Below are 12,953 nucleotides of genomic sequence, written 5' to 3' on the forward strand. Positions count from 1 at the left end.
TCGTCTCCTTTGCCTCAGCGCCGAGGTCTCAGGCGATGTGGGCGCCGCCGTTGATGGAATGCGTGCAGCCGGTGATGTAGGCGGCGTCCTCGGAGCAGAGCCAGCAGATGAGGGCGGCGATCTCCCAGGGTTCGGCCTGACGCTTGAGGGGGACTGCCTCGGCCAGGTTCTTCTCGGTCTCCTCGTCGGTGCCCACGCGGATCTCGGTGTTGACCACCCCCGGGGCCACCGCATTGACGGTGATTCCCTCCGCGGCCAGTTCGCGGGCCATTGCGCGTGTGAGGCCGAGGACGCCCGCCTTGGCGGCCGCGTAGGCGGTCTTCGAGAAGACTCCCCCGCCGTGCTGGGCCGTCACGGAGGAGGTGTGGACGACCCTGCCGTAGCCGCCGTCGATCATCAGGGGGACCACGGCGCGGGCCAGGAGGAAGGAGCCGGTGAGGTTGACGGCCAGGACCTTGTTCCACTCGGCCAGCGTGAGTTCGAGGAAGGCGACCGGTGACGGGATTCCGGCGATGTTCGCCAGGGCGCCGACCGGAGGCAGATCCGATTCCGTGATGAGGCGCACGACATTGGCGACACTGTCCTCGTCGGCGACGTCGACTGCGAAGGCGCGCACGGGCGCCTCCGGAACTTCGGCAAGGACCGCTTCGGCGGCCTCCTTCGCACCCGCCTCGTTGATGTCCAGCATTGCGACGGCCCAACCTTCTCGGGCGAACCTCAGGGCGCTCTGGTAGCCGATACCCCTGAGGGACGATGTTCCAGTGACCACAGCAGTGCGCTGCCCCACTCCGGTGCCATAGCTCATGGTGAAACTCCGCATCTTCGTGACGCCAGGCTCCATTGCCTGACATTGTCAACAGTAAGCATTCAACCGAGTGGTGTCAATCACTGTGGTGGCACACGGCGAAGGAGGTGCCGGCCCCATGTCCGGCCCGGCACCCGCGCCGCGACACCCGGATCAGGTCGGCGCCCTCGAATCCCGGCTCCGGCCAGGCGATGACGCGCGCGGCAGCAAAATGTCGGGACGGAGCCTCGACATCCAGGACACGAAAGGCCACTGTGATCGGAGCACCCCTCACCACGGGAGTGCTCGCGTTGGAATCAGGGGCCGCAGAAGAGTTCAGGGATGTGCGCCCCGCGGCCCACCGGATCGCCGCACGGCGAGAGCCGGTCAGGCGTCGACGGCCTTCAGACTCCAGGTGCGGGCGGCGTCGTCCATGTGACCCATGATGACGGCGTCGAAACGAGCCGGGTCACCCGAACGAAGGGCATCGACGATTGGACGGTGGAAGTTCGCCTGCATCTGGAAGAGTCTTGCGTCCGACTGGTCGGCCAGGATTGCCACACACATTCGGTCCTTGAGTTCGCACCACATTCGCACGAGGGTCTGACTTCCGGACAACTCACACAGAAGTTCGTGGAAACCCAGATCAATGTCCAGACGCGTCGTGACTGCCGTGCCTTCGGGAAATTCCGGCAGCTTTTCCTCCAGCTGGTCGGCTGCTTCTTCGTGTCGGCCTTCCCGAATGATGCGAGTTCCGGCCAGGGATTCAAGCGCACCGCGCACCTCGAAGAGTTCGACCACTTCCTCCGGAGTGAAGGTGGTCACCGACAGCCCCAAACGGTCTTCCCCCTGGACCAGGCCCGACTGCTGAAGGCGCCGCAACGCCTCCCGAACCGTGCCACGACTGACCTTCAATTGATCGGCCAACTCGACCTCGGCGAGTCGTGCACCCGCAGGCAGCCTGCCCTCGAGGATCTCTTCACGAAGTGACGCCCACACCTGTTCACGCAGTGTCAGACGATTGATTCCAGGAAAGGTCACCCTTCACCTCCCAGCGAGTCCACCTGCTGTCAGCAGTGGACGATCCTCTGTGAATCTATCACAGGCCCGGCCAGAACGGGAGAAGGCAACATTCCTCTACCTGCGCACTGGCGCGCCCATTTCACCTCACCCGCAAGAACTCATCGAGGCGGTCATCGGAATTCACGGGACAATTCAGCACAGCACGCGTATTCCACATCCGCCCAGGCGACATCTCATCCAAAGGAACGAGCAGGGGTGCTGCGACCCGCGTCGCAACGCCCCTGCCCATCAGCAACTCTCAGTACTCGTCGAACAACTCGTCCAACTCCGCCAAGTCTGCGGCGGTGATGTCCTCCAGCCTCAGGTGGCGCTTCCCGTCCTCACCGCCCTCGCCGCGCGGCACGTCCCCACCCTCGTCGGGCCCCACCGGTTCCTCGAACGGGGACTCGGAGGAGTCCTCCTCCGCCGGGGAACCCACCGGCTGGCGCGACCATGCGGGCGCATCCAACTCCCTGCGGACGGCATCGAGCACCGCATTGACGAACCCTGCGGAGGAGTCGGTGGAGATGGACTTGACGATGGAGATCGCCTCGTCGATCGCGGTGACTGCGGGCACGTCCTTCGTGTTGGCGAGCATCTCCCACACGGCGACACGCATGACCGCCAGATCCACCGCCGCCACCCGGTCCAGGCCCGGGACATTCGCGTGCGCGGCGATGAGGTGATCGATCCTGCTCAGGTTGTCCGCGACACCTTCGACGATCCGGATCGAGTAGTCCGGCAGAGGGGTCAGGGCCGCCGTGACGACCTTGCGTTCACGCAACAGGTCACGCAGCACCTCAGGGTCGCGACCCATCCCCCGCTGGTCCGCCTCGAAGACGACGTCAGCCGCACGCTTGCGGGCCTTGGTCCTCGAGGTGAAGGAGTACTTCTTCGACATCAGTCGTTCACGCGGCCGGAGTACGAACCGTCACGGGTGTCGACCTTGACGCGCACACCCTCTTCCAGGAAGAGCGGCACTTGGATCTCGTAGCCCGTCTCCAGGGTCGCGGGCTTGGTGCCGGCATTCGAACGATCACCCTGCAGGCCCGGCTCGGTGTGGGCAATGGTCAGCACCACGGTGGCGGGAAGCTCGATGAAGAGCACATTGCCCTCGTGCAGGGAAACGATGACATCCTGGTTCTCGACCATGAAGTTCTTCGCATCGCCCACGGTCTCCGCCGGAACGTTGATCTGCTCGTAGGTGGAGGTGTCCATGAAGACGTAGTCGTTGCCGTCCTGGTACAGGTAGGTCATGTCCCGACGGTCGACGGTGGCGGTCTCGATCTTCAGGCCCGCGTTGAAGGTCTTGTCGACGATCTTGCCGGACATGACGTTCTTGATCTTCGTGCGCACGAAGGCGGGGCCCTTGCCGGGCTTGACGTGTTGGAACTCGACGACCTGCCAGAGCTGGCCATCGATGACCATGACCAGACCGTTCTTCAGATCATTGGTGGTTGCCACGAGTGGATCCTCACTGTCGGGAATGAGCAGAATTTCGACCGTCGGACAGTCTACACGTCGCCTCCACAGCGTCGGCGACCTGCTCGGGTGTCCTCTCGCACGTGTCAATGCTCGTGTCGGCCAGGGGCTCGCAGGCCGCGTGGTGCGTGCGGAGCATGGCGGTGAGCATTGCCCTGGGGGCTCCAAGGCCCACCGAGCGGGGGGCGTTCAGACCCTCGCGGCGCGAGATCTCGGCGGTGTCGGCGGTGAGCTCGACGACCTGCGCCCCGCGCCGGCGCGCCACCTGCAGGGCGCCGACAACCTCCTCGTCAAGGACCTGCGAGGTGCCAAGGACGACGATCCTCGCCTCCTCGGCCGTGGCAGGCACAGCGAGGCCGGCAAGGGCAACCCTGCGCCGCTCCTCCTCCAGGCGTGTGTCTTTGGCGATGACGAGGTCGCCCACCGAGGCTCCGAGGCGGTCGGCCACGACCTCGTCGACGTCGAACACCCGGATCCTCCACCGGGCGCCGAGGACCGTGGCCACGGTGGACTTTCCGACACCCGAGGCTCCCACGAGGACGAGGGCGCTCTTCGGCGCCTCACCGGACATCGACACCCACCCACTTCGCGGGCACAGTCAGCTCCGCCGCATCGACCGAACGGACGATGGGGCGACCATTGTCCTCCAGGAGGACGAAACGCAGTTGTCCCGCTCGGACCTTCTTGTCGGAGGTCATCACCTCGATGAGCTCGTCCAGCCGCGCCCCCGAGTAGGTCGTCGGCAGGCCGAGCGCCGCCAGGAGCCCTGAATGTTCTTCGGCCCGGACCGGATCGAGAAGTCCGAGATGGGCCGACAGTCGCGCAGCGAAGGTGCAGCCGACCGCCACCGCGTCTCCGTGGCGCCACCGGTAGTCCTCCCGGCGTTCGATGGCGTGGGCCAGGGTGTGGCCGTAGTTGAGGATTTCCCGCAGCCCTGCCTCCTGGAGGTCCTCGGCCACGACCCTGGCCTTGACCGAGATGGCCCGGATGACCAACTCTTCCAACACGGACGAGGACGGATCCAGGACTGACAGGCCGTGCTCACGGACCAGGTCGAGGATCGTCAGGTCCTGGATGAAGCCGCATTTGACGACTTCGGCCATTCCCGCCCGCAAGTCGTCGACGGGAAGGGTGTGCAGGTGGTCCAGGTCGACGACGACCCTGCGTGGACAGTGGAAGCTGCCCACGAGATTCTTTCCGACCGAGGTGTTGATGCCGGTCTTTCCTCCCACAGCAGCATCGACCATGCCCAGCAGCGTCGTGGGTACGTGGACGACGTCCACTCCACGCAGCCATGTGGCCGCGACGAAACCCGCCATGTCGGTGGTCGCGCCGCCTCCCATGGCGACCAGCGCATCGTGGCGCCCCAGGCGCATCTCTCCGGCAATGTCCCAGAGTTCGGCGACGACCTCGATGGTCTTGCCGGCCTCGGCCTCCGGGTGGGAAAAGGTGACCACCTCCAGTCCGGACAGGCGCAACGCATTGGCCATGTCCTGTGCGCGCGCCGCCAGTGCCCCGGCGTGGACGAGCAGCACCTTCGTGCAGTCCTCGCGAAGGGCTGCACGTACGTGCGTGGCTCCCAAGCCCCGTCCGACCAGGACGTCGTAGGGCGTCGCCCCTGCCACACGCACGACTCGCGGCGCTCCGGCGACGCGGGCGAGGATCCTGTCGGCCACTTCCTCGGCGGGCCCGTCATCAGAGGGTTCCACGTGTGTGGCCACCTCACGGTAGAGGGGCTCGCGCTCCTCGCGGAGCCTCCTCAAAGCGCCGTCGGGATCCTCGCGCAGCAGGGGTCGATGGGTCTTGCGGGTCACTCGGCGCAGCAATTCGTCGTGCTCGACGTCGATGAGGACCACATCGTGTCCGCGCAGCAGCTCCCTGACGGTCGGGGTGGACACCGCACCGCCGCCCAATGAGACCACTCCCCCGGTCTCCAGGGCCCGGGCCACCGCACGCGCCTCGTGTTCGCGGAAAGCGGCCTCACCCTCGTCGGCGAAGATCTGACTGACGCTTCGGCCTTGGTCGGCTTCGACGAGGTCGTCCGTGTCCACGTGGACGACGCCGAGTGCCTGGGCCAGGAGCCTGCCGACCTTGGACTTGCCGGCGCCGGGCAGACCGACCATGACGATCGGCAGCCTCAGCGGCCACTGGACGATGTCGTGGCTCATGGGAGGCGCTCCTTTCGTGTGCGGGTGTCGACATGGGCGAGGTACGCCGTGAGGTTCCGGCGCATTTCGACAACGGAGTTTCCGCCCGCGTGGGTGGACAAGGCATCGGCCAGGACCAGGGCGAGCTCCGCCTGGGCGATGAGGGCGCCTGGCACCACGTGGCAGGTGTCGGAGCGCTGGTGGAGGGCGCTGGCCCGCTCACCCGTGTCGAGGTCGACGGTGCGCAGTGCGTGGGGGATCGTCGAGATAGGCTTGAAGGCTGCGCGCACGATGATGGGCTGCCCATTGGACGTGCCTCCTTCGACGCCACCACTGTGGTTGGCTCCGCGGACCAACGAGCCGTCCTGGCCACGCAGGATCTCGTCCTGGGCGGCCGATCCAGGAAGCCTGGCCTGGGCGAAACCGTCACCGATCTCCACGCCCTTGACGGACTGGATCGACATGAGGGCTGCGGCGATTCGCGCGTCCAGGCGTCGAGCCGCGTTCACGTGGGTCCCCAGGCCCACGGGCACGGAGTGGGCGATGACCTCGACCACTCCCCCAACCGTGTCACCAGCCTGTTTGGCGGCGTCGATCCGTGCGACGAATCGTGCTTCGGCCTCCGGGTCCACGGTACGCACGGGAGAGGCGTCAAGGGCGAGGCAGTCTTCAGGCGTGGGCAGGCGCCGCTGCGGGCGGGCCAGTTCTTCGCCGACGGCCACGACGTGACTGACCAGGCGAATGCCTGCCACCTGGTCGAGGAGGGCCTCGGCAAGTGCGCCGAGCGCCACCCGTGCCGCGGTCTCTCGGGCCGAAGCGCGTTCGAGGACATTGCGGGCGTCATCGTGGTCGTAGGAGAGCATGCCCGCCAGATCGGCATGTCCGGGACGAGGGCGGGTCAGGCGCTTGTTGCGGGCCACCTCCCTTTCGTCCCCGCTGCCGGCGTCGACGAGCAGCGCCTCGGGGGCAACGGGGTCGGCCGACATGACCACCTGCCACTTGGGCCACTCGGAGTTGCCGATCCGGATGGCCACGGGTGCGCCCGTCGTGCGACCGTGACGCACACCGCCGAGGATCTGGACCTCGTCCTTCTCCCACTTCTGTCGGGCGCCGCGACCGTGTCCGAGGCGCCTGCGGGCCAGCGCCCGCTCCAGCAGCTCCGTGTCGACCTCCAGGCCCGCCGGCAGACCGTCGATGGTGGCCAGCAGTGCGGGTCCATGGGATTCACCTGCGGTGAGCCAATTGAGCATGGGCCAAGTGTTCCACAGTGCGAAGTGCCCCGGCCGGATGGTCCGGCCGGGGCATCACCTGCACCTGTCAGGTCATCGCATGCGACGACGCAGGACCAGCAGGATGCCTGCGGTCAGGGCGACCACTGCCGTGCCGACAATGGGCAGCATGTCCGCGCCGGTCTTGGCCAAGGCGCCCGAGCCCTTCGGGGCACCAGGGGTCTTCGGGGTGCCGGGGGTCGAGGGGTGAGGGGCAGGTGTTTCGCCTGCCACCACCTCGAAGGTGGTCTCTGCCCCGCCGGAAGTGGCCAAGGCAGCCACTTCATGTGTGCCCACTTCCATGTCGGCGGGCACGGCCCATGTCAGGCCGGCGACTCCGTCAGCCCCCGCTTCGACCACTCCGGCGTTGATCGGGGTCGAATGGACGCGGAAGACGATCCTCTCGCGCGGGAGGAAGCCCGCGGCTGTGAAAGTGATCTTCTCGCCCGGACGCACCCTCGTCTTGTCCACGCTCACCGTGTACCTCGTGGGCGCCAGGGTCTCCACGGGCACCGCAAGGGAATGGAAAGTGCTTCCATCGGCCAGCAAAAGATCCACAGTGATGGTCGTGCACCACCGACTGGCCGAGGCCTCACACTCGAAGGCGGCTCGTGGCTGCACCGTTCCTCGTAGGGAGGCCTTGCCGGTTTCCGGTCCATTGGCCACAGGTGTGAGGTCCACGGCGGCTGGAGTTTCCCCGGCCACCGCGAGAGTCCTGGGCTGGGCTTCCGTGGCCACCGACATCGCCAGTCCGGTCAGGGCCAGCGAGTATCCAGGCGTACCGTCGCTGTTGGCTGCGTAGGTGACCCCGTACTGGTGCTTTGCGGCGTGGTTGCGCACCGGGACAGTGGAATCCGCCAGGTAGGCACTGGTGGCGTCCAGGTCGATGACGCCGGTGTTCGTGTTCTTTCCCGCATCTCCAAGTGCCGTGAACCCGTCATTGCCCGCCAGGAGGAAGTCGTTGGAGGCGACGACGACGGTGTCCGCCTTGCGCAGCTCCTTGCCGTCGACGCGGATCATCCGAATCAGCTTGGCCCGGGCGGCGGCCACCCGGGCATCGGCATCGGCCGGGGCGGTGCCGGACTTGATGTCCTGGTGGAGCTCGTGCAGGGTGTCGGCGGCCTCCTGGTCCAGGAAGACCTCGACATTGTCGGAAGTGCCGAGCATGAGGACCGGGCGGCTGGCACCGGGCTGGAACTGCTGGGCCAAGACCTTGGCCAGCTGTTCTCCGGTGAGGGTCTTGTAGGCCATCTGATTGCCGAAGGGCTGGACGCGGAAGGCCTCGGCGAAGGTGACGATGCCGTCCTCGGCCTCGGCGCCGCTCTTGGCCAGCAGGTAGTCGGCGCGCACGCCGCCAGGGTTCATGATGCCGATGTAGCGCTCGCCATCGGGTTTGATGTTGGCGGCGAGCCACCAGCGGAAGCTCTCGGCGATGAAGTTGGAGGCGCTGGACTCGGTGCCGCGGTTGTCACCGGTCTTGACTCCGTCATTGGCGCCGCGCAGCAGGTCGGAGTTGATGCGCCCCACCGGCTTTTCGCCGGCCAGGGCCGAGTCGTCCACCATCTTGGTGATGATGGCTTCGGCGCCGTAGGCGTCCTGGGTGCAGTCCGAAGTGGCCAGGTCCTTGTTGTCCAGAAGGGCGACGGTCGTGGCGCCGGTGGCAGTGTCGTGGCTCAGGCGCACGTGTCCCAGGCGACGTCCGTACTCGTCGGTCTGCATGCGGGCCTGGTCCTCCCCCTTGACGGTGGCCTTCTCGGTGCCGTCGACGTGGGTGTGACCTCCGAAGACGGCGTCGACCTCGGGGCCGAAGGAGTCCTTCCACACGTCCATGCCGTCGTGGATGAGGACGACGACCACGTCGGCCTCGCCATTGGCGGGGTTGCCGTCCTTGAGCTCGACGGCCTTGGCCTGGGCGCGCTCGGCGGCATCATCGAAGGTGATGCCGGGGATTCCGTCCTTGGCGACCATCGTCGGGGTCTCGGCGGTGGTGGCACCGACGAAGCCCACGGTGACGCCCGAGACTTCGGTGAGCCAGTAGCCCTTGCCGGAGCCTTCGGCGTCAATGGCCGCCGAGCCGTCGACGTTGACTCCCAAGTAGGGGAAGGCGACCTTGGGCAGGACGCGCCCCTCCAGGTCGGCGGACCCGCGGTCGAATTCGTGGTTTCCGAGGGCGGAGACCTGCATGCCGACGGCGTTGAGGTAGTCGAGGGTCGGCTCGTCCTTGAGGATCGCGCTGGCGTAGGGGGAGCCGGAGATCGAGTCGCCCGAGGAAGTGAGCACCATCGCCGGGTTCGCGTCTCGGGCCCTCTTGATCTCGCAGGCCAGGACCACACCACCCGGGTCGACAACGGCACCGGACTTGGCGTCGACGACACGTTCCAGGTGACCGTGCAGGTCGGTGATGTTGTACACGTCGATGTCCACTGTTCCGGCAGCGCGGGTCACGGGCGCGACCGGGGTCGCACCAGGTACTGGGGCTGCCGTGTCCGGTGCGCGCTCGCCCTGGGGCTCAGGGGCGGTCGGAGAGGTGGAGGACTGGGGGCTTGTCCCAACCGGACTGGACTGGGGGTCGTCCTGGGCCAGTGCGGCGACCGGGAATGTCAGGCCTGCCAGGACGAGGGCACTGAAGCCGGCAACAGCGCCGGCGAAGCGGTGTGATCGCATGGGTGTCCTTCGTGGGGAGTCAATGGGACCACGGTCACAATAGCCTCCCACGTGCTCTCGATCACACGTGCGTTCGTCCCTCGGACTTGCCACACGCGGGTGTCAGGCGCACCGGCAGACCCGCCCGGGACATCGCGGCCTTGACCTCGGGTATGGACACGGTGCCGAAGTGGAAGACCGACGCGGCCAGGACGGCGTCAGCTCCCGCAAGGGCGGCCTGGACGAAGTGTTCGGCGGCTCCGGCCCCGCCTGAGGCGATGACGGGGATGTCGACCTGGGAGCGCACAGCGCGGAGCATCTCCAAGTCGAATCCGGAGCGGACCCCGTCTGCGTCCATCGAATTCAAAAGGATCTCCCCGGCACCCAGTTCGGCGGCCTTGCACGCCCATTCGAGGGCGTCGATGCCGGTGGAACGCTTTCCGCCGTGGGTGGTCACCTCGTACCCGGATTCGGTGCGGACGCCCTGCGGGCAACGGCGTGCATCCACGGACAGGACCAGCACCTGGTCGCCGAAACGGTCGGTGACCCGTGCGATGAGGTCCGGGTCGGCGACCGCGGCAGTGTTCACCCCCACCTTGTCGGCGCCGTGGGCGAGCAGGCGGGCCACGTCCTCGACGCTGCGCACTCCCCCACCCACCGTCAATGGGACGAAGACCTGTTCGGCGGTGGCGGCAACGACCTCGAGCATGGTGGCACGTGCCTGGATGGAGGCGGACACGTCGAGGAAGGTGATCTCGTCGGCACCCTGCTCACCGTATGTCCGCGCCAGTTCCACAGGGTCACCGGCGTCACGCAGGTTCTCGAAGTTGACTCCCTTGACCACACGCCCGGCGTCGACGTCCAGGCAGGGAATGAGGCGAACGGCTACCGGCATGGGGCGATCCTACTGTCAAGGAGACGCCGAGGAGGAGGCGTCCACCTCGCGTCCGCTCTGTCCTGCCGAGGCCGCCTGGTCCGTGGCGGCCACTTGAGGCTGCGCGCCGAGGATGTCGATGACGATGCACAGGGTGTCGTCGCCGGTGGCAAGGTCCGGAGGAACGGTGACGGCCAGGCGTGAACCTATGCGCTGGTCGACCAGGGCGCGCCTCAGACCCGGCATGGCGTCGGCCATGCGCAGCACCTTCGGCAGGCCGGTGGTCCACGTCGAGTCGCGGACGACTCCGTCCTTCCAGCCGGTGACGATGTACTGGACCACCAGGCGGTCGTCGACGCCCACCTGTGCCCCGTCGCCGATGAGCAGCGGTTGGACGGTCACCGCGGTGGGCACGGGGTTGCCGTGTTTGATGACGGGCCCCTCGTCACCCAAGGTCACCTGGAGCGGCCCGGCGCCGGCGTTCTCGGGCGCCACACCGACGGCCACGCTGGGAAGGATGTCGACCACGTCGATCTCCACGTCGGAGGCCGTGGAGGTCGCAGCGGCCCCCTGTGCCACGGCCCGGGCGTAGAGCAATCGCGTGCCTTCCTTCTGGCCGGTCACTGCGCGGGCGAGGTCCGCCCCGATCGAGTCCTCCGTGGCCATGCCCACGGAGAGCTGGGGCACTCCGCCCGGGGACAGGGTCGAACCGTCCTTGCCGTCGAAGACCGAAACGGCGACGAGGACCGGGGAACCGCGGGTGATCGTTCGGCCCGCTCCCGGCGTGACGATGGTGCGTTTCGCACCTGAGACGCGGACCGGTCCGGACACGGAGACGACGGGTGTGGCGCCCACCCGGCCCGAGACTTCGATGAGGTCGAAGACGGAGGTCGCCTCGCTCTGGGTGGTGTCGGACTGGGGCCCGGACACGACTGACTCGGCGAAGTAGTCCCCCTGGAGAAGGACGTACGTGGCGGCCACCGAGACGAGGAGGACCAGGACGAGGGCGATGAGCAGCACGGGGCGGCCCCCGCGCTTGCCCTGCTCACCGGTGGTGGAGGTTGCGCGGTGCTCGGCAGAGTTCCTGGATGGGCTCATGCGGGAAGCACCGGCGAGTGCGCGGCGAAGGAGGCGAGGAGGGCGTCGACCCGCGGGTCCTCGGTGGCCAAGGGGTCCTGGAGGGACAGGGGCGCGGCGCTGATCCCCTCGGGACGCACGTGGACCCAGTCCACGCCGAGGTCGATGCGCGCCTCCTCGGCGGCAGCGATGATCCGCCCTCGCAGATGTGCCCTGGTGGTCGCAGGCGCCACCGTCAGTGCCCGGCTCACCTGGTCCTCGCTGGTCAGGCGCTTCATGAGACCGGCCGCTTCCATCCGGGGTGCCAGACCTGTCGCCGTGATGTCGTGGTAGGAAAGGTCCAGACGAGCCACGCGCGGGTCGTCCCACCCTGCGCCCGAACGCGCCACATAGGATTCGAGCAGTCGACGTTTGATGGCGACGTCCAATTCGGTGGCGACCTCCTCCCAGTCGCCCGTGGCAAGGGCGCGGGTGGCCCTTCCCCACAGGTCGGCGACGTAGGTGTGCAGCGGGTCGATCTTTGCGCCGTCGATGCGGGCAAGGACGCGGCTGCGGATCTCCTCCTGCATCTGCGCGGCGCTCATGTGGCGCCCGTCGGCCAGTTCGACGCGGGTACGACCCGTGAGATCCGTGTTGAGTTCCCGGATCGCCCGCATCGGGTCGGCCAGGGCAAGGTCCTCGATGTGCAGGCCGTCCTCGACGGCGTGGAGGAGCAGTTCGGTCGAGCCGACCTTCAGGGCGGTCGTCGCTTCGCACACATTGGTGTCGGAGACGATGACGTGCATCCGCCGGTAGGAGCCGGAGTCGGCCAGCGGTTCGTCGCGGGTGTTGATGATGGGGCGGGACCGTGTCGTCGCCGAGGACACCGCGTCCCACATCTGTTCGGCGCGCTGCGAGAAGCAGTAGGAGACGCCGCCGGGGGTGCGGCGAAGATGTCCGGAGCCGACGAGGAATTGGCGGGTGACGAAGAAGGCCACCAGGGCGTCCGCCACTTGGCGGAAGTCCCGCCTGCGGTGCAGGAGGTAGTTCTCGTGGCAGCCGAAGGAGTTGCCTTGCGAGTCGAGGTTGTTGCGGAAGAGGTGGAGTCGTTCGGGTCGCCCGTCTGCGGCGAATCGCGCATCCGCCTGCGCGGCCAGGTCCGCGAGCATGCGTGCGCCGGCACGGTCCTGGGCAAGGAGGTCCTCAAGTTGGTCGCATTCGGCTGTCGCGTACTCGGGGTGGGCGCCCACGTCGAGATACAGGCGTCCCCCGTTTCGCAGGAAGAGGTTGGAGGAGCGTCCCTTGTCGAGCAGCGGATCGAAGAGTTCACGTGCGGCGCCCTCGGCGTCCATCGACGAGCACTCACCCGTCGTGGTGGCGCTGGTGATCCCGTACTCGGTCTCGATCCCGACGACCCGTCGTCTCACCTCACTGGCCGCCCTTCTGGACGAATCCTTGGACGAAGGCTTCCGCATTCGTTTCGAGCACCGTGTCGATCTCGTCGAGCAGGTCGTCGATCTCGCTGGTGCGCGCCTGGACGAGGCCTGCGCCTTCGTCCTCGTCGAAACCGTGGTCGCCGCCGCCGGCGTTGACTTGTGTGCGTTCCATGGGTCGTTGTCTCCTTCAGTGGTGGTGTG

At 67.4% G+C, this 12,953-nt stretch carries 12 protein-coding genes; all 12 read right to left on the reverse strand.

Translation table 11 applies throughout. The features are described from left to right. Nucleotides 1–28: 28 nt before the first annotated feature. Complete coding sequence (locus I6B53_RS05945; RefSeq protein WP_216763317.1) at nucleotides 29–805, reverse strand: SDR family NAD(P)-dependent oxidoreductase; 777 nt, start codon at nucleotides 803–805, stop codon at nucleotides 29–31. Nucleotides 806–1,171: 366 nt separating this feature from the next. Further along, the gene (locus I6B53_RS05950; RefSeq protein WP_216763318.1) at nucleotides 1,172–1,825 is read right to left on the reverse strand and encodes a GntR family transcriptional regulator; all 654 of its coding nucleotides are present in this window, start codon (nucleotides 1,823–1,825) and stop codon (nucleotides 1,172–1,174) included. 280 nt (nucleotides 1,826–2,105) lie between these two features. Next, complete coding sequence (gene nusB / locus I6B53_RS05955; RefSeq protein ID WP_216763319.1) at nucleotides 2,106–2,747, reverse strand: transcription antitermination factor NusB; 642 nt, start codon at nucleotides 2,745–2,747, stop codon at nucleotides 2,106–2,108. Next, nucleotides 2,747–3,310 (reverse strand): elongation factor P, encoded by a 564-nt coding sequence (gene efp, locus I6B53_RS05960; RefSeq protein ID WP_216763320.1) that lies wholly within the window; start codon nucleotides 3,308–3,310, stop codon nucleotides 2,747–2,749. Before efp ends, nusB begins: the two co-directional genes overlap by 1 nt. Before the next feature lie 10 nt (nucleotides 3,311–3,320). Then, on the reverse strand, nucleotides 3,321–3,899 hold the full coding sequence (locus I6B53_RS05965) for a shikimate kinase (protein ID WP_216763321.1): 579 nt from the start codon (nucleotides 3,897–3,899) through the stop codon (nucleotides 3,321–3,323). Then, nucleotides 3,889–5,496 (reverse strand): 3-dehydroquinate synthase, encoded by a 1,608-nt coding sequence (gene aroB / locus I6B53_RS05970; RefSeq protein ID WP_216763322.1) that lies wholly within the window; start codon nucleotides 5,494–5,496, stop codon nucleotides 3,889–3,891. The genes I6B53_RS05965 and aroB overlap by 11 nt, the downstream gene beginning before the upstream one ends. Next, the gene (gene aroC / locus I6B53_RS05975) at nucleotides 5,493–6,725 is read right to left on the reverse strand and encodes a chorismate synthase (protein WP_216763323.1); all 1,233 of its coding nucleotides are present in this window, start codon (nucleotides 6,723–6,725) and stop codon (nucleotides 5,493–5,495) included. The genes aroB and aroC overlap by 4 nt, the downstream gene beginning before the upstream one ends. 72 nt (nucleotides 6,726–6,797) lie before the next feature. Then, entirely contained in the window at nucleotides 6,798–9,407 is a 2,610-nt protein-coding gene (locus I6B53_RS05980) for a bifunctional UDP-sugar hydrolase/5'-nucleotidase (RefSeq protein WP_216763324.1), read from the reverse strand. Between the two features lie 61 nt (nucleotides 9,408–9,468). Continuing rightward, a complete protein-coding gene (hisF, locus tag I6B53_RS05985) occupies nucleotides 9,469–10,281 on the reverse strand; it encodes an imidazole glycerol phosphate synthase subunit HisF (protein WP_216763325.1) in 813 nt (270 codons plus the stop codon). 15 nt (nucleotides 10,282–10,296) lie between these two features. Next, nucleotides 10,297–11,358 (reverse strand): FKBP-type peptidyl-prolyl cis-trans isomerase, encoded by a 1,062-nt coding sequence (locus tag I6B53_RS05990; protein ID WP_216763326.1) that lies wholly within the window; start codon nucleotides 11,356–11,358, stop codon nucleotides 10,297–10,299. After that, nucleotides 11,355–12,743: a Pup--protein ligase gene (gene pafA / locus I6B53_RS05995; protein ID WP_216763327.1), complete on the reverse strand. Its 1,389-nt coding sequence runs from the start codon at nucleotides 12,741–12,743 to the stop codon at nucleotides 11,355–11,357. The genes I6B53_RS05990 and pafA overlap by 4 nt, the downstream gene beginning before the upstream one ends. A 1-nt stretch (nucleotide 12,744) precedes the next feature. Beyond that, nucleotides 12,745–12,924, reverse strand: coding sequence for a ubiquitin-like protein Pup (locus tag I6B53_RS06000; RefSeq protein WP_216763328.1), 180 nt, complete (start codon nucleotides 12,922–12,924; stop codon nucleotides 12,745–12,747). Nucleotides 12,925–12,953 lie beyond the last annotated feature (29 nt).

This window comes from Schaalia sp. 19OD2882 (assembly GCF_018986735.1).
Taxonomy (GTDB): Bacteria; Actinomycetota; Actinomycetes; order Actinomycetales; family Actinomycetaceae; genus Pauljensenia.

Excerpts from the sequence above, each read along its gene's own strand:
- I6B53_RS05945 (WP_216763317.1), bottom strand. The coding sequence starts at position 805 with ATGAGCTATGGCACCGGAGTGGGGCAGCGCACTGCTGTGGTCACTGGA.
- hisF (WP_216763325.1), bottom strand. The coding sequence starts at position 10,281 with ATGCCGGTAGCCGTTCGCCTCATTCCCTGCCTGGACGTCGACGCCGGG.
- nusB (WP_216763319.1), bottom strand. The coding sequence starts at position 2,747 with ATGTCGAAGAAGTACTCCTTCACCTCGAGGACCAAGGCCCGCAAGCGT.
- aroC (WP_216763323.1), bottom strand. The coding sequence starts at position 6,725 with ATGCTCAATTGGCTCACCGCAGGTGAATCCCATGGACCCGCACTGCTG.
- I6B53_RS05965 (WP_216763321.1), bottom strand. The coding sequence starts at position 3,899 with ATGTCCGGTGAGGCGCCGAAGAGCGCCCTCGTCCTCGTGGGAGCCTCG.
- I6B53_RS05980 (WP_216763324.1), bottom strand. The coding sequence starts at position 9,407 with ATGCGATCACACCGCTTCGCCGGCGCTGTTGCCGGCTTCAGTGCCCTC.
- aroB (WP_216763322.1), bottom strand. The coding sequence starts at position 5,496 with ATGAGCCACGACATCGTCCAGTGGCCGCTGAGGCTGCCGATCGTCATG.
- I6B53_RS06000 (WP_216763328.1), bottom strand. The coding sequence starts at position 12,924 with ATGGAACGCACACAAGTCAACGCCGGCGGCGGCGACCACGGTTTCGAC.
- I6B53_RS05990 (WP_216763326.1), bottom strand. The coding sequence starts at position 11,358 with ATGAGCCCATCCAGGAACTCTGCCGAGCACCGCGCAACCTCCACCACC.